This window comes from Gordonia amarae NBRC 15530, assembly GCF_000241345.1.
GTDB lineage: Bacteria > Actinomycetota > Actinomycetes > Mycobacteriales > Mycobacteriaceae > Gordonia > Gordonia amarae.
In genome coordinates, this window is record NZ_BAED01000050.1 from 59,854 (window position 1) to 83,591 (window position 23,738).

The 23,738-nt window shown below is 66.6% G+C and carries 22 protein-coding genes; 12 read left to right on the forward strand and 10 right to left on the reverse strand.

Annotation, left to right across the window (positions count from 1 at the left end; all coding sequences use genetic code 11):
* Nucleotides 1–94 precede the first annotated feature (94 nt).
* Nucleotides 95–1,483: a cell envelope lipid trafficking protein PgfA gene (pgfA, locus tag GOAMR_RS14195; protein WP_005189014.1), complete on the forward strand. Its 1,389-nt coding sequence runs from the start codon at nt 95–97 to the stop codon at nt 1,481–1,483.
* Nucleotides 1,484–1,879: 396 nt separating this feature from the next.
* On the opposite strand, the gene GOAMR_RS14200 is transcribed toward pgfA, so the two are convergent.
* Nucleotides 1,880–2,836: an alpha/beta hydrolase gene (locus GOAMR_RS14200; RefSeq protein ID WP_005189017.1), complete on the reverse strand. Its 957-nt coding sequence runs from the start codon at nt 2,834–2,836 to the stop codon at nt 1,880–1,882.
* Nucleotides 2,837–3,133: 297 nt separating this feature from the next.
* Between GOAMR_RS14200 and GOAMR_RS14205 the strand changes: the two genes are divergently transcribed.
* From GOAMR_RS14205 to GOAMR_RS14225, 5 genes are all read left to right on the forward strand, one after another.
* Nucleotides 3,134–4,798, forward strand: a complete 1,665-nt coding sequence (locus GOAMR_RS14205) for an FAD-binding dehydrogenase (RefSeq protein ID WP_005189019.1) — start codon at nt 3,134–3,136, stop codon at nt 4,796–4,798.
* 83 nt (nt 4,799–4,881) lie between these two features.
* The gene (locus tag GOAMR_RS14210; RefSeq protein ID WP_005189021.1) at nt 4,882–5,880 is read left to right on the forward strand and encodes a Dyp-type peroxidase; all 999 of its coding nucleotides are present in this window, start codon (nt 4,882–4,884) and stop codon (nt 5,878–5,880) included.
* A 52-nt stretch (nt 5,881–5,932) separates the two neighbouring features.
* Complete coding sequence (locus GOAMR_RS14215) at nt 5,933–6,733, forward strand: family 1 encapsulin nanocompartment shell protein (RefSeq protein ID WP_005189024.1); 801 nt, start codon at nt 5,933–5,935, stop codon at nt 6,731–6,733.
* Nucleotides 6,734–6,848: 115 nt separating this feature from the next.
* Nucleotides 6,849–8,582 carry an ABC transporter ATP-binding protein gene (locus GOAMR_RS14220; RefSeq protein WP_005189026.1) on the forward strand — a complete coding sequence of 578 codons (1,734 nt, stop codon included), beginning with the start codon at nt 6,849–6,851 and terminating at the stop codon, nt 8,580–8,582.
* Nucleotides 8,579–10,504: an ABC transporter ATP-binding protein gene (locus GOAMR_RS14225; RefSeq protein ID WP_040515335.1), complete on the forward strand. Its 1,926-nt coding sequence runs from the start codon at nt 8,579–8,581 to the stop codon at nt 10,502–10,504. The genes GOAMR_RS14220 and GOAMR_RS14225 overlap by 4 nt, the downstream gene beginning before the upstream one ends.
* Before the next feature lie 25 nt (nt 10,505–10,529).
* Here the strand turns inward: GOAMR_RS14225 and GOAMR_RS14230 are convergent, their stop codons facing one another.
* Genes GOAMR_RS14230 through rnhA form a run of 3 tightly spaced genes read right to left on the reverse strand, consistent with a single transcriptional unit; the run spans nt 10,530 to nt 12,641 of the window.
* Entirely contained in the window at nt 10,530–11,198 is a 669-nt protein-coding gene (locus tag GOAMR_RS14230) for a hypothetical protein (RefSeq protein WP_005189030.1), read from the reverse strand.
* Between the two features lie 20 nt (nt 11,199–11,218).
* Complete coding sequence (locus tag GOAMR_RS14235) at nt 11,219–12,133, reverse strand: D-isomer specific 2-hydroxyacid dehydrogenase family protein (protein WP_005189033.1); 915 nt, start codon at nt 12,131–12,133, stop codon at nt 11,219–11,221.
* Between the two features lie 40 nt (nt 12,134–12,173).
* Nucleotides 12,174–12,641: a ribonuclease HI gene (gene rnhA / locus GOAMR_RS14240; protein WP_005189036.1), complete on the reverse strand. Its 468-nt coding sequence runs from the start codon at nt 12,639–12,641 to the stop codon at nt 12,174–12,176.
* Between the two features lie 90 nt (nt 12,642–12,731).
* Here rnhA and GOAMR_RS14245 point away from each other — a divergent pair, with 90 nt between their 5' ends.
* Nucleotides 12,732–13,502: a methyltransferase domain-containing protein gene (locus GOAMR_RS14245; RefSeq protein WP_005189040.1), complete on the forward strand. Its 771-nt coding sequence runs from the start codon at nt 12,732–12,734 to the stop codon at nt 13,500–13,502.
* A gap of 44 nt (nt 13,503–13,546) precedes the next feature.
* Here GOAMR_RS14245 and GOAMR_RS14250 read toward each other — a convergent pair whose 3' ends face one another.
* On the reverse strand, nt 13,547–14,116 hold the full coding sequence (locus GOAMR_RS14250) for a TetR/AcrR family transcriptional regulator (RefSeq protein WP_005189044.1): 570 nt from the start codon (nt 14,114–14,116) through the stop codon (nt 13,547–13,549).
* 54 nt (nt 14,117–14,170) lie between these two features.
* Between GOAMR_RS14250 and kstD the strand changes: the two genes are divergently transcribed.
* Together kstD and GOAMR_RS24225 are read left to right on the forward strand one after the other, a co-directional pair.
* Nucleotides 14,171–15,850 carry a 3-oxosteroid 1-dehydrogenase gene (kstD, locus tag GOAMR_RS14255; RefSeq protein ID WP_040515337.1) on the forward strand — a complete coding sequence of 560 codons (1,680 nt, stop codon included), beginning with the start codon at nt 14,171–14,173 and terminating at the stop codon, nt 15,848–15,850.
* A 144-nt stretch (nt 15,851–15,994) separates the two neighbouring features.
* Nucleotides 15,995–16,972: a hypothetical protein gene (locus tag GOAMR_RS24225; protein WP_005189048.1), complete on the forward strand. Its 978-nt coding sequence runs from the start codon at nt 15,995–15,997 to the stop codon at nt 16,970–16,972.
* Nucleotides 16,973–17,382: 410 nt separating this feature from the next.
* Here the strand turns inward: GOAMR_RS24225 and GOAMR_RS14270 are convergent, their stop codons facing one another.
* Nucleotides 17,383–18,729, reverse strand: coding sequence for a malate:quinone oxidoreductase (locus tag GOAMR_RS14270; protein WP_005189050.1), 1,347 nt, complete (start codon nt 18,727–18,729; stop codon nt 17,383–17,385).
* Between the two features lie 92 nt (nt 18,730–18,821).
* Between GOAMR_RS14270 and GOAMR_RS14275 the strand changes: the two genes are divergently transcribed.
* Entirely contained in the window at nt 18,822–19,709 is an 888-nt protein-coding gene (locus tag GOAMR_RS14275) for a LysR family transcriptional regulator (RefSeq protein ID WP_040515341.1), read from the forward strand.
* 1 nt (nt 19,710) lies between these two features.
* Here the strand turns inward: GOAMR_RS14275 and GOAMR_RS14280 are convergent, their stop codons facing one another.
* Together GOAMR_RS14280 and GOAMR_RS14285 are read right to left on the reverse strand one after the other, a co-directional pair.
* Complete coding sequence (locus tag GOAMR_RS14280; RefSeq protein WP_040515343.1) at nt 19,711–20,238, reverse strand: DUF1697 domain-containing protein; 528 nt, start codon at nt 20,236–20,238, stop codon at nt 19,711–19,713.
* Between the two features lie 59 nt (nt 20,239–20,297).
* Nucleotides 20,298–21,236, reverse strand: coding sequence for a putative endonuclease domain-containing protein (locus GOAMR_RS14285; RefSeq protein WP_005189056.1), 939 nt, complete (start codon nt 21,234–21,236; stop codon nt 20,298–20,300).
* Between the two features lie 158 nt (nt 21,237–21,394).
* Here GOAMR_RS14285 and GOAMR_RS14290 point away from each other — a divergent pair, with 158 nt between their 5' ends.
* The gene (locus tag GOAMR_RS14290) at nt 21,395–22,069 is read left to right on the forward strand and encodes a nucleoside/nucleotide kinase family protein (protein ID WP_050942733.1); all 675 of its coding nucleotides are present in this window, start codon (nt 21,395–21,397) and stop codon (nt 22,067–22,069) included.
* 44 nt (nt 22,070–22,113) lie between these two features.
* Here the strand turns inward: GOAMR_RS14290 and GOAMR_RS14295 are convergent, their stop codons facing one another.
* Nucleotides 22,114–22,611 carry a hypothetical protein gene (locus GOAMR_RS14295; protein ID WP_005189066.1) on the reverse strand — a complete coding sequence of 166 codons (498 nt, stop codon included), beginning with the start codon at nt 22,609–22,611 and terminating at the stop codon, nt 22,114–22,116.
* A gap of 34 nt (nt 22,612–22,645) precedes the next feature.
* Nucleotides 22,646–23,140, reverse strand: a complete 495-nt coding sequence (locus GOAMR_RS14300) for a MarR family winged helix-turn-helix transcriptional regulator (protein ID WP_005189069.1) — start codon at nt 23,138–23,140, stop codon at nt 22,646–22,648.
* 106 nt (nt 23,141–23,246) lie between these two features.
* On the opposite strand from GOAMR_RS14300, the gene GOAMR_RS14305 reads away from it, so the two are divergent.
* Nucleotides 23,247–23,687, forward strand: coding sequence for a DUF5313 family protein (locus GOAMR_RS14305; protein WP_005189072.1), 441 nt, complete (start codon nt 23,247–23,249; stop codon nt 23,685–23,687).
* The last annotated feature ends 51 nt before the right edge of the window (nt 23,688–23,738 follow it).

Here is a 23,738-nt window from a genome sequence, read left to right on the forward strand (position 1 = left end):
GCGTAAAAACCCCACGGTCATGAGACCGTACGTACTGTCCGGACCACGGCGCGGGTTAGGGTATCACCGTCATGTGCAACCACAGGAGTCACGAATGAGACGTATCTGGCCGGCACTGCTGGCGCTGTTCGGCTTCGCCTTCATCACCGCGGCGATCCTCATCCCCACCGTGCTGGTGTCTCAGCTCCGTGTGGTGCCGCTGGATCTGGACATCACCTCCGATGCCACCACGGTGTCCGCCGACGGCGACGCCGGCGACCGCTTCCCCGCCGTCGTCCTCGACCGCTGCTCGCTCACCGAGAAGAAGGTCCGGCAGCTCGACGCCCACCTGACCCAGCAGCGCCGCTCGGTCATCATCGACCCGTCCAGCAAGACCCGCGCCACCGTGCAGTCGGCGCAGACGGTCCGGATCGACCGGGTCCGCGACGCCGACGGCAAGGAGACCGACCTGTCTTTCGCGGCCGCCGGTGAGCAGCGCACCTGCAAGGACGGCCTGCTCAGCGCCACCATCGACCGCATCTCGGTCAACCGCAAGACCTCCGTCCCCGACGGCAAGGTCCACTCCATCCAGTTCGAGGCACTGCCCGAGGGCGGCAACCTCGAGGACGTGTCGGTGGACGTCCCCCGTCAGGGCTTCCAGTACAAATTCGGTTTCGACGTCAAGAAGCGCCCCTACCTGTACTTCGACACCAACACCCGCACCGACAACCCGGCCAACTTCGTCGGCGAGACCACCCTCAAGGGCGTCAAGGTGTACGAGTTCGTCAGCGAGGTCCCCGAGACCGACCTGTCCGAACTCCCCAACCCGCAGGGCGAGGCCTCCCTCGGCACGCTGCTGACCCAGCCGGCGAGCTGGTGGGGCATCACCGGCAAGGGCATCAAGCCGGGCGACCCGGTCACCATGCACCGCTACGCCAAGGCCACCCGGCACGTGTTCGTCGAACCCGTCACCGGCACCATCCTCGACGGCAAGGAAGATCAGGAGCAGTACTACCGCTCCCCCGATCAGAGCGAGGCGATGCCCACCGCGATCCGCGAGTACAAGCTGCACGCACTCAAGGGCACCTTCAAATGGGCCGACAGCACCGTCGCACGCCAGGCCGACAAAGCCGACCACTACAAGGGTCTGCTGAACATGGCCAAGTTCTGGCTGCCGCTCATCCTCGGCATCCTCGGCGCCCTGCTGATCCTGGCCTGGCTGCTGCTGTTCCTGCGTGACCGCCGCAAGCCCGCCGGCGACGGCCCGTCCGACAGCGCCTTCGACTACGAGGCCCCCTCCGCCACCGCGGCAGGCACCACGACCGCCTGGTCGGCCCCGCAGGCCACCGAGGCCGAGTACCCGGCCGACGAGGGCGCCACGGCGATCCTGCCCCGCGACGACGAGCCCACCACGCCCGGCATCGGCCCCTGGGACCGCCCCACCGAGCAGATCCCCAACCTCAACCAGGGCGACGAGCCCGACGACCCCCTCCGCAAGAGGTAGTCACCTGAACCCACTGTGCCCCGCAGCCCCGGCTGCGGGGCACAGTGCTGTTTGCGCCCACTCGCAGGCTCGCGGATCGCGGGTCCTGCGGGCCAGGAGCCGTGTTCTTCCCTCGTCGTTCACGCGGACTCGCAAGCTCGCCCGGCTCACTCCTCACTCCAGAACACGACGGCCCTCCGGACCGTGCTATCTGCGCCCGCGACCATACATCTTGATCCCCGAGGCCGAAGCGACGAAGGAGCGAGGGTCACGAGGGGTCCGGCGACCTTTCCCCACCTGACGCCACCACCCCGAACCGATCGGCCACCGCAGCCTCCACCCCGACAACAACCCCCACAAACGACCACCGGCCGGTGACCAAGAAGGTCACCGGCCGGTGGCGGGATCTGAGCGGGATCAGCGCAGCGCGGGCTTGAAGGTGGTGTACCAGGACTCCTTGAACCGGTCCTGCCAGTAGTCCCACCAGTGTCCGCCGTCGGGCGAGATGTGGGTCTTGAGCTTCACACCGGGCACCGCGGCGAGGCGGGCGATGTAGAGCCGGCTGCTGGTGGAGGCGGCGACCTCCAGCGGAACCATCTGCGCGAACTTGACCGCGTCGAAGTTGGCGCTGCCGGGCACGAGGGCCGCGTTGCGGTTGCCGACGCCGCTGCCCGAGGACACGTACACGTAGTGGCCGGCCAGGTTGTTGGCGGTCAGGAACGGGTCGTTGGCGGTCCAGGTGCCGAACGGTGCGATACCCCACATGTTGGTCGGGTCACCACCCATCTCCATCACCGACACCTGGATGCCCTGGTTGAAGCCGGGCATGGTGACGGTCGGGTAGCCGCTGTAGGAGGCGACGGCCTTGTAGAAGCTGGGATGCCGCGAGGCCAGGTTGAGCGCGGCGGTACCGGACATCGACAGACCGGCGACGGCGTTGCGGCGGTTGTCGCTGTTGTACTTGCGCTTCATGTAGCCGGGCAGTTCACGGGTGAGGAAGGTTTCCCACTTGTTCTTGCCGAGCTTGGGATCGGTGCGCTGCCAGTCGGTGTAGAACGACCCGCCGCCGCCGAACGGGATCGCGACGTTGACGCCCTTGCCGACCATGAAGCTGTCGACGTTGGTGTTGATCAGCCAGCCGCTGTTGTTGGCGGGGGCGCGCAGACCGTCGAGCAGGTACAGCGTGGGCTTGGCCGCCCCGCCGCCACCGCTGATGATGCGGACGGGCACGTTGCGTCCCATCGCTGCCGAATAGACGTATTCGGTGGTCCCGGCGGCTGCCGCGTCGGGTGCGGTGGCGACAACCGCGCCGCTGGTAAGTGCGACCGCGGCGACGACGCCGGCCACAAGGCGTTTACGAACGCGCTTGAACATGGACTTCAATTCCTAACGATCTTGGCCGGGAGCGGCCTCGCTCGACGAGGGTGTGGTTCTACCGGCAGGCCTCGCGGAAGGAGGTCGGCCGGTCCATCGCATGACACTGTAACGGCTCAATAACAGCCCGGCAAAGGGACCAGCCCCGGCAAAGTCATTATTTTCCGCAGTACATTGCCGGTTTTCGGTACTTTCCGGGCCGCACGCCCCCGTACCCGGCGGTGTGTCCGTGACCACAACCTGCGGGTAGTGTCACCGATGGATTTCTCGCCGTGCGCCTCGATGAAGGAGTTCCTTGTGACGCAGCAGCAGGCTGACGCCGTCGTCGTCGGAGCGGGTCTTGCGGGTTTGGTCGCCACCTACGAGCTCACGCGGGCCGGGCGCAGGGTGATCGTCGTCGACCAGGAGAACCGGAACAATCTCGGCGGGCAGGCGTTCTGGTCGCTCGGCGGCCTGTTCCTGGTCGACAGCCCCGAGCAGCGCCGCCTGGGCATCCACGATTCGGCTGAGCTGGCGTTGCAGGACTGGATGGGTTCGGCCGGGTTCGACCGCGAGGTGCAGGACTACTGGCCCCGGCAGTGGGCGCGCGCCTACGTCGAGTTCGCGGCCGGCGACAAACGGCAGTACCTGCACGATCTGGGCCTGCGCTTCGTGCCGATCGTCGGCTGGGCCGAACGCGGCGGCGGCTTCGCCGACGGCCACGGCAATTCGGTGCCCCGCTTCCATCTCACCTGGGGCACCGGCCCCGAGGTGGTGCGCATCTTCCTCGAACCGGTGCTGGAGGCCGAGAAACGCGGCCTGGTGCAGTTCCGGTTCCGGCACCGCGTCGACGAACTGATCGTCTCCGGCGAGGCGGCGGTCGGTGTCCGCGGCGCCACCCTCGCGTCGTGCGACGAGCTCGAACGCGGAAAGGCGTCGAACCGCGACGTCGTCGGCGACTTCGAGGTGCGGGCCGGTGCGGTCATCGTCACCACCGGCGGCATCGGTCACAACCACGAGCTGATCCGCGAGAACTGGCCCACCGAACGGCTCGGCAAGGCACCCGAGCACATGATCTCGGGGGTTCCCGCCCACGTCGACGGACGCATGCTCGGCATCGCCGAGGAGGCCGGGGCGAGCCTGGTGAACCGCGACCGCATGTGGCACTACACCGAGGGCATCCACAACTGGGATCCGATCTGGCCCGATCACGCGATCCGCATCATCCCCGGACCGTCGTCGTTGTGGCTCGACGCCGAGGGCAATCGGCTCGCCGCCCCCAATTTCCCCGGTTTCGACACCAACGCGACGATGCGCGAGATCCTCAAGACCGGTCACGACTATTCGTGGTTCGTCCTCACCCAGACGATCATCGAGAAGGAGTTCATGCTGTCAGGGTCCGAGCAGAACCCCGATGTCACCGGCAAGGACGTCAAGGTCCTGGCGCGCAGCCGCGTCGCCAAGGGCGCCCCCGGGCCGGTCGACGCGTTCACCAGACACGGCGTCGACTTCGTGGTTGCCGACGATCTGCCGACGCTGGTCGCCGGGATGAACAAGATCTCCCGCGGCCCGGCCCTGGATCTGGCCCATATCGAACGGGTCATCTCCACCCGCGACGCCCAGATCGACAACAAGTTCACCAAGGACGCGCAGATCATGGCGATGACCAACGCGCGTCAATTCGTCGGCGACAAGGTGGTGCGGGTGGCCAAGCCGCACAAGATCCTCGACCCGGCGCACGGCCCGCTGATCGCGGTGCGCCTGAACATTCTGACCCGCAAGACTCTCGGCGGCCTGGAGACCAACCTCGACTCGGCCGTGATGCGCCCGGACGGAACGCAGTTCGATGGTCTGTACGCGGCGGGCGAGGTCGCCGGTTTCGGCGGCGGCGGTGTCCACGGCTACAACGCGCTGGAGGGCACCTTCCTGGGCGGCTGTATCTTCTCGGGCCGCGCCGCGGGCCGGGCCGTCGCAAGTATTTAATGGTCGGCCTCGTACTCAAAGGTCGAGTAGGCTAGGCGCGCCTTCATGGCGGTACCGTCCACACGGCACTAACGTGAATTCACGTGGCCACACCGCAGACGATCCTGACGCGCAAGACCAAGGTCGCGATCTTCCTCGTCGCGACCATCAATGACGGTGCCGAACAGACCGTCCACGATTTCCTGCCCGACCTGACCGGCCTGACCAGCGCCGTGTCGTCGCGGGCTCCCGAGGCGGCGCTGGCGGCGATCATCGGGATCGGCTCTGACGCCTGGGATCGCCTGTTCGACGGTCCGCGGCCGGAGGCGCTGCGCCCGTTCATCCCGCTGACCGGCCCGGTACACAGCGCGCCGTCGACGCCGGGTGATCTGCTGTTCCACATCAAGGCCGATCAGATGGATCAGTGTTACGAGGTGGGCAGGCTGATCACCGGCGCGCTCGGTGACGCGATCACCGTCGTCGACGAGGTGCACGGTTTCCGCTACTTCGATCTGCGCGACCTGATCGGTTTCGTCGACGGGACCGAGAATCCGACCGGGCAGGACGCCATCGACACCATCGTCGCCACCGACGACGACGGTTGCGCGGGCGGCAGTTACGTCGCGATCCAGCGGTATGTGCACGATCTGAGCGCGTGGCGGGCGCTGAGCACCGCGGACCAGGAGGCGGCGATCGGGCGGACCAAGACCGACAACATCGAGATGTCCGACGAGGTCAAACCCACCAATTCCCATATCGCGCTGAACGTGATCACCGACGACGACGGCAACGAGCTCGACATCGTCCGCGACAACATGCCCTACGGCGATGTGTCGGGCACGGGTGAGTCGGGTACCTTCTTCATCGCCTACTCGGCGACACCCGACATCACAGAACACATGCTGCGCAACATGTTTCTGGGTGATCCGCCCGGAAACCACGACAGGCTACTGGATTTCACCACCGCCGTCTCGGGTGCCCAGTTCTTCGCTCCCACAGTCGAATTCCTCGATGCCCCACCCCCACTGCCCGCCGCCGATAACCCCGCCGAGCCGGAACCGAAACCGGCGCATGGCTCGCTGGGCATCGGCTCCCTGCACTGAGTTCCCCGCACAACCTCCCACCCGACCGGATCACGCCAACAAAGGAGCAGCAATGAACAATCTGCATCGCGAACTCGCCCCCATCTCCGAAAGTGCGTGGAAGGAGATCGAGGACGAGGCCACCCGGTCGTTCAAACGCAACAGCGCGGGCCGGCGGCTGGTCGACGTCAACGGCCCGCTCGGCCTCGACACCGCGTCGGTGACCCTGGGCAGCCGCGCCAAGATCGACTCCCCCGCCGACGGCATCGCCGCCTTCCTGCGGCAGACGCAGCCGCTCGTCGAACTGAAGGTGCCGTTCGCGGTGACGCGCGAGGCCATCGACAACGTGGACCGCGGCGCCAAGGATTCGGACTGGGATCCGGTGCGTGACGCTGCCGCGCAGCTCGCGCTCGCCGAGGACCGGGCGATCTTCGAGGGCTATGCGGCGGCCGGCATCACCGGCATCCGCTCGCAGGCCGCCTCGCACGCCACGGCGCTGCCCGCCGACGTCCGCGACTATCCGGAGGCCATCAGCCAGGCGCTGACCGGGCTGCGCCTGGAATCGGTCGACGGACCGTACTCGCTGGCACTGTCGGCCGACCTGTACTCGCAGGTCGCCGAGACCTCCAACCACGGCTACCCGATCCGCCAGCACATCCAGCGCATCCTCGACGGGGAGATCGTGTGGGCGCCGGCGATCACCGGCGCCTATTTGATCAGCACCCGCGGCGGCGACTTCGAGCTGACCATCGGCCAGGACGTGTCGATCGGCTACGACAGCCACACCGGCGACTCGGTGAACCTCTACTTCCAGGAGTCCTTCACCTTCCTCACGTATACACCTGAGGCCGTCATCCCACTCACCGTCGCGTAGCGGGGACGATCCCGGATCCGGCATTCCGGGCGCGAGATCCATACCGGCAGCTAATGTCGTGGCCCGATGTCGGCACCGGTTGCTAGCGTGGTCGGATGCCCCAGGTCTGTCGCCCATGCTGATCCGTCTCGTCCGGACCTATCTGCCCCCGTATCAGAGCAATCTCGTCGCCGTCGTGCTGTTCCAGCTCGTCGCGACGGGCGCGATGCTGTACCTGCCCACTCTCAACGCCGACATCATCGATCGCGGCGTGGCCGTCGGCGACACCGGTTACATCCTGCGCACCGGCGGCATCATGCTCGTGTTCACGTTCCTGCAGGTGGCCACCACGATCGCCGCGCAGTTCTTCGGGGCGCGCGGGGCGCTCGGCATCGGCCGCGACATCCGGCACGACCTGTTGCACACCGTCGACGGCTTCTCGGCGCGTGAGGTGGGCCGGTTCGGTGCTCCGTCGCTGATCACCCGCACCACCAACGACGTCCAGCAGGTGCAGATGCTGAGCGTGATGGCCGCGGCGATCCTGGTGTCGGCGCCCATCATGTGCGTCGGGGGCATCGTGATGGGTGTGCACGTGGCGTCGGGACTGGCGTGGGTGCTGGTGGTGGCCGTGCCCATTCTGGGCGGGGCGATGGCGGTGCTGATCAGCAAGATGGTGCCGGGTTTCCGGGCGATGCAGGACAAACTCGATGCCATCAACCGGGTGCTGCGTGAGCAGATCACCGGTATCCGGGTGGTGCGGGCGTTCGTCCGCGAGCGCTATGAGACCGACCGGTTCGCCGTCGCCAACGACGAACTGTCGGCGGCCACGCTACGCGTCGGCAAGATGATGGCGCTGATGTTCCCGGTGATCCTGCTGGTCTCCAACGTGACGATTGTCGCGATCATCTGGTTCGGCGGGCACCGCGTCGACGACGGCCACCTCGAGATCGGGGCGCTGACGGCGATGATGTCGTACGTCATGCAGATCATGATGTCGGTGATGATGGCCTCGTTCCTGGCGATGATGGCCCCGCGCGCGTCGGTCTGCGCCGAACGCATCCTGGAGGTGCTGGGCACCGAGTCGTCGGTGCACGCTCCCGACGCACCGATCGGTTTCTCCACGGACCCGGCGACGGCGGAGTTCTCCGGCGCCGAGTTCCGTTATCCGGGCGCCGATTCGCCTGTGCTGAGCGATATCTCGTTCCGCATCACCCCGGGCACCACCACCGCGATCGTCGGCTCCACCGGCGCCGGCAAAACCACCCTGCTCAACCTCATCCCGCGGCTCATCGACGTCACCGACGGTTCGGTGTCCGTCGGCGGCGCCGACGTGCGGCAACTCGACCCCGACAGGCTGCGGGAGGTGATCGGGCTGGTCCCGCAGCGGCCCTATCTGTTCTCCGGCACCGTCGCGAGCAATCTGCGCTACGGCAAGGCCGACGCGACCGAGGAGGAGATCTGGGAGGCGCTGCGCATCGCGCAGGCCGCCGATTTCGTCTCGGCGATGCCGCAGGGCATCGACACCCCGATCGCGCAGGGCGGCACCACCGTCTCGGGCGGTCAGCGTCAGCGCCTGGCGATCGCCCGCGCCCTGATCCGCCGACCGTCGATCTACCTGTTCGACGACTCGTTCTCCGCGCTCGACCTCACCACCGACGCCAAACTCCGTGCCGCACTGGCCCCGGTCACCCGCGACGCCGCGGTGGTCGTGGTGGCGCAACGCATTTCGACGATCACCTCGGCCGATCAGATCGTCGTCCTGGAGCACGGCCGGATCACCGGCATCGGCACGCACGACCAACTGCTCGCCGGCTGCCCCACCTATGCCGAGATCGCCGAATCGCAGCGCGCCGTGGAGGATGTGGCATGACCGGACCACGTAGACCCGGAATGATGCCGATGGGGGCGCCCGGCGACAAGGCGCGTTCGTTCGGTCCGTCGATCAGGCGGATCGTGCGGCTGCTGTCGGGGTATCGGGTGCTGATGCCCACCATCCTGCTGTCGCTGACGTGTTCGGTGATCCTGCTGGCGATCGCGCCGCGGGTGCTCGGGCACGCCACCGACCTGGTGTTCAACGGCGTCATCGGCAAGGTGTTGCCGGCCGGGCAGACCAAGGCCGAGGCCGTGGCCGGGCTGCGGGAGAGGGGGCAGGACACTTTCGCCGACATGGTGTCGTCGATGGATGTCACCCCCGGCCAGGGCATCGATTTCGGCGCGGTGGGCCGCATCCTGCTGATCGTGCTGGGCCTGTACCTGGTGTCGATGACGATGGCCTGGCTGGCATCGTATCTGCTCAATATCGTGGTGGTGGCCACCATCCGGCGGCTGCGCGCCGACGTCGAGGCCAAGATCCATCGGCTTCCGTTGCGCTACTACGATTCCCAGCCGCGCGGCGATCTGCTCAGCCGCGTCACCAACGACCTCGACAATCTGTCGCAGAGCATGCAGCAGACCATCTCCCAGCTCCTCAACTCGGTGCTGACGGTGATCGCGCTGCTGGTGATGATGATCATCATCTCGCCGCTGCTGGCGCTCATCGCGATCGTGACGGTACCACTGGCGATCGGTGCGACCACGATCATTGCCAAGAAGTCCAAACCGCATTTCATCGCGCAGTGGGGATCCACAGGCAAGCTGAACGCGCAGGTGGAGGAGGCGTTCACCGGCCACGAACTGGTCAAGGCGTTCGGCCGTCAGCACGAGGTCGAGCAGGTCTTCGACGAGCGCAACCAGAAACTGTACGAGTCGAGCTGGCGGGCCCAGTTCATCTCCGGCATCACCATGCCGGTGATCATGTTCCTGGGCAACCTCAACTACGTCGCGGTGGCCGTCGTCGGCGGTCTGCGGGTCGCGTCGGGCGCGCTGAGCCTCGGCGAGGTGCAGGCGTTCATCCAGTACTCACGCCAGTTCTCGCAACCGCTCACCCAGATCGGGTCGATGGTCAACCTGCTGCAGAGCGGTGTCGCCTCGGCCGAGCGGATTTTCGACATTCTCGACGCCACCGAGGAAACCCCCGACCCGGACAAGCCGGCTTCCCCGCTCGAGGACCACGGCCGCATCGAGTTCGATGACGTCTCGTTCCGGTACCTCGCCGACAAACCGCTGATCGAGGACCTGTCGCTGGTGGCACGGCCCGGGCAGATGGTGGCGATCGTCGGCCCCACCGGCGCCGGCAAGACCACCCTGGTCAACCTGATCATGCGGTTCTACGACGTCGATACCGGCACCATCAGCGTCGACGGCCTCGACTCACGCCTGATGACCCGTGCCGACCTGCGGGAACGCACCGGCATGGTGCTGCAGGATTCGTGGCTGTTCGGCGGCACCATCTACGACAACATCGCCTACGGCGACCCCACCGCCGAGCGCGAGGAGGTCATCGAGGCCGCCACCCTCAGTCACGTCGACGCCTTCGTGCGGCATCTGCCCGACGGCTACGACACGGTGCTCGACGACGAGGGCGGCGGTGTGAGTGCCGGTGAGCGCCAGCTCATCACGATCGCCCGCGCGTTCCTGGCCAAACCGACCATCCTGATCCTCGACGAGGCCACCAGTTCGGTCGACACCCGCACCGAGCTGCTCATCCAGAAGGCTATGGCCCGGCTGCGCACCGACCGCACCAGTTTCGTGATCGCCCACCGCCTCTCGACGATCCGCGACGCCGACATCATCATCGTGATGGAGGACGGCCACATCGTCGAGCAGGGTTCCCACGAGCAGCTCCTCGCCACCCACGGCGCCTATTACCGCCTCTACAACAGCCAGTTCGCCGGCGCCATCGAATCCGAATAGGGCTCGTTCCGATGGCCGGGTTCGGTCAGTCCCGGCCGCGTTCGAGGGCCTGGGCGATGGATCGTTCGATGCGTTCCCCGGCGGCGGACGGCACGTCGATGATGCCGCGCAGTTCGTCGCGCAGCTTCTTGTAGGCGGTCTGCCGTTCGGCCGGGGTGGCACCCCCGTCTTCGGCGGTCGCGACCAGTTTGCGTGCGCGGCTCAGCGACGCCTGTTCCGCTGCGGTGAACCCACTGTCGCGGCGGCGTCTGGCCTCCCGTTCGGCGGCCTCGAACGACACCACGTATTCGCGGACGGAGTCCCGGTAGCGTTCGACGTCGGCCGCGTCGTCGATGTCGTCGGCGTCGGCGGGCCGCAGCGTGTCGGCACGGACCCGTGCCCTGTGGAAGGCCTCGGTGAGCGGTTCGCTGAGGTCGATCAGCAACGGGTAGTCGATGAGGGTGGCCAGGTCCATCTCGTAGGCGAACCAGCGTTCGTTCACCTTGTCGTGGGTGGCCATCGTCTTGGCCACCTGCCGGGCGTTCGGCGTCACGGCCGGCTGCGCGGACTGCGCCTCGATGCGGGCCAGTTCGATCTTGTCGCGGCGTCGTCTCTCGTTGTAGGCCGCGACAGCTCTGCCCCAGCCGCCGACGATCGCGGCGAACGGGAACACCAGCCACCAGTAGCTGGACAGGAAGCTGAACAACGGGCCCACCCGTTCGACCTTACGTGCCGTCAGTAGTTCCGGCCGGTGCTCACCCTCGCGATCAGGTCGTCACCGGCGATGAAGCGCCGCATGTTCTCGGCCAGGAACGGCGCCATCTCCCTGGTCAGACCCGATGCCGGGTTGGCGATGTGCGGGGTGATGATGACGTTGGGCAGCGACCACAGCGGGTCGTCGGGCGACGGCGGTTCGGGGTCGGTCACATCCAGCGCGGCCCCGGCGATCACCCCCTCGCGCAGCGCGTTGTACAGCGCTTTCTGGTCGATGAGCGGCCCGCGGGCCACGTTCACGACCCACGCGTGCGACGGCAGCGCGGCCAGGGTGCGCTCGTTGATCAGGTGCCGTGTCTCAGGTGTCGACGGCGCGGCGAGCACCACGTGATCGGTCTGCCCCCACACCTCGTCGAGCCGGTTGGTGGGCAGGGTGAGCTTGGCGCCGTCGACGGGCCTGCCGGACCGGTTGACGGCAATGACCGACGCGCCGCCCGCGGTCAGCCGCGGGATGAGCGAGGCCCCGATACCGCCGGCGCCGACGATAGCGACGGTTGCCCCGCGCAGCGTGCGCACCCCGGTGTCGATGGGTTCCTTGTCCCAGTGCCGCAGCACGGAGGTGTTGATCTGCCGCAGCCCGGCCAGCAGCAACGCCAGCGCGTGTTCGGCGACGCCTTCGGCGTAGAACCCGGACGCGTTGGTCCACAGCCGCTGGTCGTCGATGACCCCGGCCGCCACGTACGCCTCGATGCCCGCGGTCTTGAGCGCCACCCACTCGACGGCGTCGGACAACTCGGGGAAGCCTTTCGGCCCGGCGCCGATCCACACCAGCACCCGCGCCTCGTCGAGCGGCACCACCCGCCCGCCGGCGCCCTCCACGGCCGCCACGAGCTGCGGATCGTGTTCGGGCTCGATCGCCACCGTCAGTTCACTCACGTCTACTCCTTCAGTGCCCAACCCCTCAGCGCCCAACCCCTCAGCGCCCCGCGATCTCCCGCGCGGCGCTGGTCGCCAGGTCGTCGGCGATCTCGTTGTAGTGATCGCCGTTGTGCCCCTTCACCCATTTCCACGTCACCTCGTGACGTTTCTCCTCCTCGACCAGCTTGCGCCACAGGTCGGCGTTCTTCACCGGTTTGCGGTCCTTCGTCTGCCACCCGTTGGCCTGCCAGCCTTTCACCCACGACATGATGCCGTTACGGACATAACTGGAGTCGGTGTAGAGGACAACGGTAGACGGCCGCGTCAGCGCCGCAAGACCTTCGATCGCCGCGGTTAATTCCATTTTGTTGTTGGTGGTGTGTTCCTCGCCCCCCGACAGCCGCTTCTCCTGCCCCCGCCACCGCATGATGACACCCCAGCCACCCGGCCCAGGATTACCGAGACACGCTCCGTCGGTTGAGATCTCGACAACGATTGACGCTGCACCATCCGCCTCCGGCGACACCGCCGCGGCCCCTTCTTCATTCACCACGACTGGAAGGTTACCCAACCTTTGACCCTGCGATCACGTCACAGAACCGCCTACCCTGGGAGTATGCCGACCTGGGATCCAGCTCGATACCTACAGTTCGCCGACGACCGCGCGCGCCCGTATCTGGACCTGATCGGCCAGATACGCACCACCGCCGACACCATCGTCGACCTGGGTTGCGGCACCGGCAGTGTCACCCGCCACCTGCGCACGTTCTGGCCCGACGCCGACATCCTCGGCATCGATTCGTCACCGGAAATGGTCGATGTCGCGCTCCGCGAGAACTGCGACGCCCACCTCAACTACGACATCGCCGACGTGGCCACGTGGGAGCCGTTCGCCCCGGTCGACCTGATGGTGTCCAATGCGATGTTCCAGTGGGTGCCCGACCAGTTCACCGTCATCGACCGGCTGCTCGGTTTCCTCACCGACGGCGGCAGCTTCGCCGTCCAGGTACCCAACAACACCGACACGGCCACCCACACGTCGGTCCGTGAGCTGGCCGAGACCGAACCCTACCGTTCGCACCTGGCCGATATCCGCCCGATCCCGGCCATCGAACCCGAGGACTACCTGGAGTTCTTCGCCGAACGCGGTTTCGCCGTGAACGCCTGGTCCACCACCTACCGCCACATCCTGCACGGCGACGACCCGGTGTTCGACTGGATCTCCGCCACCGGCGCCCGCCCCTACCTACAGGCCCTGGACGACGACCTGCGCGACAAGTTCACCCAAGACCTCAAGACCCGCCTCCGCCACGCCTACCCCGCCCGCCCCTACGGCACGGTCCTCCCCTTCCAGCGCACGTTCGCCGTAGCCTCCCCCCAAGCCTGATCAATCCGGAACATCACTGCACATATGTGGCACCGATGTTCCGGTCAGAGTGGCCGAGCGGCGAGTGCCGCTTCGATGTAGTCGGCCAGTGAGCGGCCGTCGGTGGCGGTCACCCAGCGCCGGTAGGCATATTCGACGATGGCGAGCACCATCGCCACACAAACACCGGGCCGGAAATCATCGTCGGGGTCGACGCCGAAACGCTGCGCCGCGATATCGATCAACTGCCGACGATCGTCGTCGGCGATGAGCGTGACGCGATCGAGGATGCCCGGGACGCTCGCGATGACGGCGCGCCACTGGGCGGGCCCGGTCTCGCTGGTGGCCGCCACCTGTTCGCGGATGGCCTCGATCAGATCCTGCTCCGGTGTCGACGCCGTGCGCCCCGCATAGCGCTCGACGATGGCCGCGCTGCTGGCACGGATCGGCCGCAGCAGCAGATCTTCTTTGGCCGGAACGTGCCGGTAGTAGGTACTGGGCGAAATACCGGCCGCGCCCGCGATCTCGTCGGTCGTGACCTGGTCGTACCCGCGTTCGAGGAACAGGGGCAGGGCTGCGGCGTCGATCGCCCGGCGCACCGCTTCACGTTGCCGTACGCGCAGGGGAGAGCTCATGCGTTCCACTCTCGCATATTGTGCGGCCCATCCGGTGATGGTAGTAACTGTCATATGGACAGTAACTATCGCAATGCTGACATAGTCGTGGTCGGTTCAGGAGCGGCCGGGATGTCTGCGGCGATCACCGCGGCCCGCAACGGACTCTCGGTGGTCCTCGTCGAGAAGTCCTCCCGGTGGGGCGGGTCGACAGCCCGTTCCGGTGGTGGCATCTGGATTCCCGGCAATCACGTCCTGGTCAGGGCCGCCGGCCCGGACTCGCTCGACGACGCCCGCCGCTACCTGCACGACATCGCGGGTGATGCGGTGGCGCCGGAACGCATCGACGCGTTCATCGACCACGGCGCGCAGGCACTACAGGCGCTGTGCACGTGGACCCCGCTCGAATTGATGTGGGTGAAAGGCTATTCCGACTATCTTCCCGAACGCCCCGGCGGCCGGGCCGCGGGCCGCTCGGTGGAGCCGCGACCCTTCGATGTCCGTGCACTCGGCGACGACTACGCGACGATGGAACCGTTCTACACCAAGACCCCACTGAATGTGATTGTGCATCAAGGGGACTACAAATGGCTGAGCACCGGGCTACGACACTGGCGCGGGCCACAGCGGATACTGACGGTCGGCGCACGCACGGTGCTGGCGAAGACATTGGGCCGCAAGCTCGTCGGCATGGGTGGAGCACTCGCGGGCGCACTCATGGTCGGCGTGCGCGATGCGGGTGTCGACGTGCGGCTCGGCTGCGGTGTCACCGATCTCATCGTCGATGAGGATCACGTCACCGGCGTGACGCTCGACGACGGATCCTCTCTGACGGCATCTCGCGGAGTGATCTTGTGCAGCGGAGGGTTTGACCACAACCCGGCCCTGCGCAAACGGTTTCACCGGAGCCCGGCTGGTCCCGAGTTATCGCTGGGCGCGACGTCGAACACCGGTGAACCGATTATTGCCGCCGAGTCGATCGGCGCGGCAACCGATCTCATGGACGATGCCTGGTGGGCGCCGTCGATTCCGCTCCCTAACGGCCCGTGGTTCGCTCTCGCCGAACGTTCGCTGCCCCGCAGCATCATCGTCAACAACCGCGGCGTGCGATTCATGAACGAATCGCTCCCGTACGTCGAGGCCACGCACGCGATGTTCGGCGGCCCGCACGGCAGCAGCGAGGGACCGGCCGAGAACCTGCCCGCCTGGCTGATCTTCGATCAGGGGTATCGCGACCGCTACATGTTTGCCGGCAGGACGGCGCGATCGCCACTGCCGAGGCGCTGGTTCGACGAGGGATACCTGGTCCGCGCGGACTCGATCACCGAACTGGCCCACCAACTCTCGCTACCCGAAGGAGCACTGGAGCACACCCTCGACCGTTTCAACGATGCCGCCCGCCGGGGCGTCGACGACGACTTCGGTCGCGGCGTCTCGGCCTACGACCGGTACTACGGCGACGTCACCAACAAACCCAATCCCAGTCTGGGCGAACTCACCAAGCCGCCGTTCTACGCCGCTCCGATCGTCCCCGCAGACCTTGGCACCAAGGGCGGGATCGTCACCGACGACCGAGCCCGCGCCCTGCGCCCCGACGGCTCGGTCATCAACGGCCTGTACGCAGCAGGCAACGCCTCATCGGCCGTCATGGGCCACACCTACGCAGGCCCGGGCGCCACCATCGGCCCCGCCCTGGTCTTCGGCTACCTCGCCGCCCTCGACGCAGCAAACCGGAATTCTGGTGCCAGTATCTGACACCAAACTTCCAAATAGGCTGCGGCCCAATCACGCAACCCGCGTATCCACAGCGACGGGGTTGTCCACAGATTTCGTCCACGGCGCCTTCTGCGGCCCGATCGACGGCACAGTAGACCCATAACTTCCCCGCTCGACGACCTGATGCGTCGCCAAGACGATGTCATCGCACGCCATCAGGCCGTGGAGCTCGATCTGTCGCCGAGCGACATCCGCCGCAAACTGCGCCGCCGGGACTGGACGGCGGCCACACCAGGCGTCTATGTCGGGCACACCGGCCCGTTGACCTCGTCGCAACGGGCTTGGGTTGCGGTGCTGCACGCCTGGCCGGCCGCACTGAGTCATGGGTCGGCGATCCACGCAGCAGGCAGCGGAACCCAGCCCGACGGACCCATCCACGTCGCCATCGACGCTGACCGCAAAGTCATCGAGGATCAGGGCATCGTCGTGCACCGCATTACAGGACTCGACGACCGCGTGCTCTGGACCACCTCCCCGCCCCGGATGCTCATCGAAGAAGCCGTCCTCGACGTCGCCGCCACAGCCACCACACCCGAGCGGGCCGTCGCCTGCCTGTCCGACGCCGTGCAGTCCCGTTCGACGACAGCGGGCCGCTTGCTCATCGCACTGGACTCCCGTTCCCGGATCCGCTCGCGCAGCTTCCTGCGCGAAGTCCTCCTCGACGTCCGAGACGGCAGCTACTCGGTTCTCGAACACCACTACCTGACGAAAATGGAACGCAGGCACCGCCTTCCGAAACCGATACGGCAATCCCGGACCCCGACTGCCCACCGATCTGACCGGAATGCGTCGGTGGTGAAGTCTGCTTGGGTTGCGGTGCGTTTGATGGTGGTCGCGTTCGGTCCGTCGACGTCCGCAACCCACCGGACGGCATCGTGCGGTGGCCGTCCGCCGGCGACGTGGCGCAGGACGAGTCGTTCCTCGCGCACGTCGTCCGGCGCATCCAGGTACCAGCTGATGTCGAGAAGCGGTCGCACCCCGCCCACGGACCGTCATCGAGCAGCAAATAATTGCCCTCCACGACGACGACTCGTGTTCCGGGATCAACCCGTCCGCCTGCCGCGACCGGCTCATGCAGATCACGACGGTAGTCGGGGGTGAATACCGGAGCGGTTCGTCCGGATTCGCGCACGCGAAGCAGGATGTCGATCAACCCCCACACATCGAACGTCCAGGGACTGCCCTTTTCCTGATGCAGGCCAAGATCGTCGAGTTGCGCGTTCGACCGGTGAAACCCGTCCATCGCCAACACCGTCGCCGGTATCGCCACCGCGTTGAGTGCGGCCACGATCCTGCTCGCCGAGTGCGTCTTCCCCACTCCGGGTGGCCCGACCAGGCCGACGACGACGGTCCGATCGGACGCTGCGGCACGCGCCACAATCGCCCGCACCACCGCATCCGCCGTAGACAAGTCTCCCGCCATGACTACCAATGATGCTGCCGAATCGCCCTAGCACGACTATCCGGAATTCTGGTGTCAGGATGTGACACCAGAATTCCGGATAGTGCGGTCACTCGTCGGGGAAGCAGCGGCGCATGAGGTTCTGCATGATCGGGACTGCTGTTGATGCTCCGGGGGAGGCACCGAGGAGGCCGGAGATCGAGCGGTCCGCGCTCACGACCAGTTCGGTGCCCTGTTGCAGCACCCCGATACGACGACGGTCCGGAGTCACCAGCTGTGCACGCTGACCGGCTGCGATCAGCTCCCACTGGGTGATGTCAGCGCCGGGATAGAACCGGCTGAGCTGGTTGAACTTTCGTGTGCGGGTCGTCGCGAGCTGCCCGATGAGGTAGCCGATCAGCGGCAGGTTCTGCAGCAGCGCGGCGACGATCACATGCAGGTTGTGCCACCGCAGCGTGGCGAAGAAGTCGGTGAACCGGCCCGCCTTGAGGAGCTTGGTGCCGAATGTCGCGTACGGCCCGAACATCAGATACCCGCGGCCGTCGACGATGCGTTTGTCGAGGTGCGGCACCGACATCGGCGGTGCGCCGGTGGGCGCCTGGCCGTACATCTTGACCTCGTGCCGGGCCACGACGTCGGGATCGTCGGTGCGGAAGAAGGCCGCACCCACCGGCAGCACGCCGTAGCCGCGCACTTCGGCGACCTTGGCCCGTTGCAGGAGCCGCAACGCCATCCCGCCCGCCCCGACGAACACATGACCGGCGCGAACGACGAACTCATGTCCGTTCTCGGTGTCGCGACCGCTGATCAGCCACCGGCCGTCGGGCTGCTTGCGCAGGGTGCGCACGTCATGACCCAGCCGGACCTCGCAGTCGCTCGACTCGACGAGTTGCCGTGTCAGTGAACCGAAGTCTACGTCGGCACCGTGCCGTATCCGGGTGGCGGCGATAGGTCCGTCGGTGCCGGCGGTGAGTGGGGCCCACGCTGCGATGGTCGCCGGGTCGTCGGAGAATTCCATACCCGCGAACTGTTCGTGCTGCGACAGTGTCGTGAACCGGCGCCGCAGGTAGTCGACGTCACGCTCCCCGAACACGACGGTCATGTGCGGAACCTCATTCAGGAAACGGTCCGGATCGACGGCGCCGCGTTCGGCCAGCCGCGACCACCATTGTCGCGTTTCCCGGAACTGGTCGGCGATGCCGATGGCCTTGGCCGGGTCGTCGGGGTCGGGCATGTAGTTGAGTTCGCAGAATCCCGAATGACCGGTACCCGCGTTGTTCCACGGGTCGCTGCTCTCACCGGCCAGGCGGGGAGCCTTCTCCAGTAGGAGGACTCGGTGGTCCGGGTGTTCGGTGGCCATCATCGACGCCAGCGTCGCCGACATGATGCCACCACCGATCAGCACGAGGTCGGCATCGTCGTACTGCGTTGTCTCGCTTGATCTCCCGGCCCCCATCGTTTCACCCTTCTCTCGGCTTCTGATACCTATCAGCGTCGTCTCCGGCGATCGTTCCGTCCAATATGCAATCGGCTGGATATGATCCGATAGTGGATGAATGGATGACCGGACTCGCGCCACACCTGCGCGCGCTGACCGAACTGGTCGCGCACAACGGTCACATGACCGCCGCGGCGGAGTCCCTGGGCATCCCGCAGTCGTCGATGAGCAGACGCATCCACGCCATCGAGGATCGGCTCGGTGTGCCGCTGACCGTTCCCGACGGCCGGAAGGTGCGGCCGACTCCCGCCGCGGTCCGGCTCGCGCAGCTCGTCGACGGACCTCTCCGCGAGATCGACGCGGCCCTCACCCATGTCGCGGCCGACGCCGACCCGGAACACGGCACGGTGCGGTTCGGCTTTCCGCTGACTATGGGTTCGGGCGCGGTGCCCGACCTGCTGGAGGCGTTCAATCGACGAAACCCCGGTATCCGGCTCGAACTCAAACAGGCCCACGGCGCCGCACTCATCGACGATCTGCGCAGTGGCGCATTGGATCTGGCTGTCACCATCCCGGCACCCGACGGTCTGCCGCACACGGTGCTCGGCGTTCAGCGGATCTGCGCCGTCCTCCCCGACAACCATCGCTTCGCCGGACGACGCCGGATCCGTCTCGCCGAGCTACGCGACGAACGGTTCATCGCCAACCCTCCCGCCTACAATCTGCGGCAGCTCACCGAGACATGGTGCGCCGGTGCCGGATTCGATCCCCGTATCGACGTCGAGATCTCCGAGTTCGCCACGGTCCGCGAATTCGTCCGGCGCGGACTGGGCGTGGCGCTCCTGCCGGTGGGCGGCGGCCTGCCCGACGACGGAGCCGTCGATGTGCCCCTGGCCGGAGATGGGCATCGGCGCGAGATCGCCCTGACGTCGGCGACCGCGCTGCAATCCCCGCCGGCCAGGCTGTTGGCCGATTTCATCGCCGCGAACGGACTGTGAATTACCCGGCGAGCGCGATGAGTTTCGCGACGGTGCGCAGGTTCCGTCCGGTCCCGGTGACCCCGAGCGCCTTGGCGATCACCGGAGGCGTCAGCTTCGAGGTGCCCGCGCCGGCTGCGTAACGGATGTGCAGGTCGTCGCCGATGACGGCTAGCCTGTCGTCCCCGAAAGATCGTGCGGCAAACTCTGTTACCCGCGCCGTGCCGGGTGTGCCGGTGAGCGGGTACAGGTAGCTGAACTTCTCGTCGATCACCTCGAACGGATGCGCCCGCACCGCCGCCTCCAGTTCGGGCACCGACCGGCTGACGACCTCCCGGAAGAACCCGAACCGCGATTCGATCGCGGCCTCAAGAGCCTGATCGAACTCGCCGGGATCGCCCGGCGGCACACAGATGAGATTCCCCGACGCGATATACGTCGACACCTCCGACGCCCCGAGCGTCTCAGCGACCTCCCGCAACTCAGCCATCGGCAACTTCGCCGTACCCCCCACATTCACCGCCCGAATCAGCACCACACGTCGCGACATCCCCAGAGCATCTCATCTATCCGGAATCCAAGTGTCACATACTGACACCTGGCTTCCGGTTAAGTGGGTGGGCACTGGGGGCATCGGGTGGGTGTGCCTTGCCAGCCTCGGTTGCGCAGGGCTTTGGCGACCTTGTGGGTGGTTGCGCATGGGCGGCCGACGACCTGCCGGTACCCGATCCGCAAGGTGAGCAGGTTGCCGTCGACGGCGGCGTCGAGGTCCCGTTCCATATCGAAGGCGCGGGCGGTCGCACTGTCATGCGCCATTCGTCCGTCGAGTTCGACGACCACACCCCACTTCGAGTACTCGAGGTCACGGAAGCCCGGACGTCCCAACGTAGTTCGGGACTGACGGTGAGGCCTCGGTAGCTGGTGCCTCCGTTCCATTTTGGTGAGGTAGTGGTGTTCGAGGACCGAGCAGGTACCGTCGCGGACGTCGATCAGGACCCCGCGCAAGAAACCGCGTAGCCGGATCCGGGGACGGGAATCGAGTGCGGCCAGCAGTCGGTCCGCCGTCGTCGAACGAGACTGCACCGCGTCGGACAAGCAGGCGATCGCACGTTCGGGACGGGTGGCCGACGACGCGACGTCCAGGACGGCTTCTTCGATCCGCATCCGGGGCGGCGACGCAGTCCACAGCACACGATCGTTCATTCCCGCGATGCGGTGTACGACGATGTCGTGGTCATCGACGACCCGGCGTTCGGCGTCGATCGCGACATGGATCGGACCGTCGGGTTGGGTATCACCACCGGCGGCGCAGATCGCCGACGAGTGGCTCAGCGCAGCCGGCCAGGCATGCAGAACCGCCACCCATTCCCGCTGCTTCGACGTCAACGGACCGGTGTGCCGGACGTATACCCCCGGAGCGGTGGCAGTCCAGTCGCGACGGCGGAGTTTGCGTCGAATCTCGTTCGGAGACAGTCCGAGATCGACTGCCTGGGGCCGTGCGATCACCCCATCCTGGCGCTGCAACAGTTCGTCGAGTGCAGAAGTCATACCCACAACAGTGCGGCCGCTCAGGCGCCAGTGGATAACCCAAACCCAAATTGTGGATAACCCGCCCCCCTGTGGAATCAGCGGTTGCGTCGGAGAACCCCATCTATCCGGAATCCAGGTGCCACATACTGATACCTGGCTTCCGGATAGTTGAGGGCATGGTGGGTATGGTGCGGACGACGGCGGGTGCGGTGGTTTCGGCGATCGCTGAGCAGGCTGTGGTGTCCGATAGGACTGTCGTCGTCGGACTTGTCGGACCACCCGGTGTTGGGAAGACATACTCGGCAAGCCGGATCGCCGCTGCGCTCAACGCACTCGGGCTACCGGCGACCGTACTGGCGATGGACGGGTTCCACCTGTCGAACGCACAGCTCGACCGCCTCGGTCTACGTCAGGAGAAGGGTAGCCCGCAGACGTTCGACGTGTGGGGACTCATCGAACTGCTGCACCGCATCCGCCGACCAGGTCGCACCGCTCCGATATTCATTCCGGACTACCGGCGCGATCTGCACGACCCCATCGCGGCGACCGGGCTGGTCGATCCCGACACCCGCGTCGTCGTCGTGGAAGGCAACTATCTGTTGCTGGACGAGTCACCCTGGGGCGGCGTGCGACCGCTCCTCGACGTGACCTGGTATCTCGACGCACCCGACGATGTACGACGTGAGCGCCTCCTCCTGCGGCACGTGGCGGGCGGACGCCTACCGCACGAAGCCGCAGCATGGGTGACCGAGGTGGACACCCTCAACGCGACAACAATCGAACGCACCGCTCCCCACGCCCGCTACCTCACGGACGCAACCCGCATCGACGACGAGTTGACACTCATCTAACCGGAATCCAGGTGTCATCTACTGACACCTGGATTCCGGATTGATCACTCCGGGGCGGCACCGGCCTGGACGGCGGCGGCGGCGGCGGCGAGGTCTTCGAGTTGCTGGTCGGTGGGGGCTTCCCAGAGTTTCTTGGGGAGTTTTTCCAGTTTCTTGATCGCGGCCTCGGCGCGGTCGAGGGCCTCGTCGTGGGTGTCGCCGGGTTCAGTGTCGGCGACGGCGATCAGCCGGTCGTCGAGCGCGAAGGCGGCGTCGTCGAGGCGGTCCCGCGCGGCGACGAGCGAATTATCGTGCGGCAGGGCCGGATTCTGATGGACGTCGAGCATGGCGTAGCGGATCCGCTGATGCAGCAGCGCTTCTCGCGAGGTGTCGGTGATCCAGGACTGCGGGGCTCGGCCCGGTTGGCCGGGGATCAGGTCGGTGGAGCGAGCGAAGTTGCGGACCCGTTTGTTGGAGTCGTAGGCGAACCACACGACACCGATGAGCAGGAACAGCGCTGCCACCGCCACGACGACAATGACCACAATCGCTACCGTCGACATCGACGCGCCTCCCTGTTCGAGTTCCCCACCGACCTTAGTCGCCGCCGCCCGAACCTTTGTGTTCGGCTCGCAGGGCGGCCGCGTTCACCTTGGTGAGCGCGCTGTGCAGTTCCAGGAGGTCGTCCCAGTCGACGCCGAGCGCGTCGACGACGGCGGGCGGGATCGCCAGGGCCTGTTCGCGCAGGTCACGGCCGGCGTCGGTGAGGACGATGTCGACGTTGCGTTCGTCGTCGCCGCGACGGCGCCGTTCGATGAGTCCGTTTGCTTCGAGTCGTTTGAGCAGTGGTGACAATGTCGCCGAGTCGAGTTGCAGCACGTGGCCGATCGCCTTGACGGCCATCGGCTCGGACTCCCACAACGCCAGCATCACCAGGTACTGCGGATGGGTGAGGCCGAGCGGATCGAGGAGCCGCCGATAGATCCGCAGCACCGACCGGTTGGCGACGGCGAGCGCGAAACACACCTGCCGGTCGAGCAGCAGCGGGTTCTCCCCAAGAGCAGTGTTACCGGGTCGGAGCGTGGTGGCCATGCGTCGATTCTACGTGAATTCGATCGCACACGATTGAATCGCAAACCTGATTGTGCGATATTCGATAGCACACGATCAATTAACCCACGATCACAGTGAGGGCCTCATGAGTACGCCAGCAGCGACCACCCCGGCAACCGACGGGCGCGACGACCCGATCCGCCGGCCCAACCCCCTGCGGTGGATCGCCTACGCCTACAGCGCCGCGCTCCCGGCCAAGAATCGTTCCTGGGTGTACAACGACCTCACCGGCCGCTTCGCCGTCCCGCGCCACCTGCTGCGCAGTCAGTTCACCTTCCTGCCGATCTACGTCGCGCTGTACTTCGGCTTCCCGGGCGAGGTGGGCATCCGGCTGGCGATGGTGGGTCTGGGTGCCTCGCTGGCGCTCATCTTCTCCATCACCTACATGGATCAGAACCGCAGTCGGCGCCTGGAGAAGAACGGCCTCGAGGCCACCACCCTCACCCAGCGCCGCCGACGTGAGGCCGACGCCGAGCGGGAGGCCTACGAAGCGATACACGGACACCGCGGCACAACCGCGGCCTGACACTCAGACCGCCCCCGATACGCACGCCACCGGCGGCCGTGCCACGGTGTA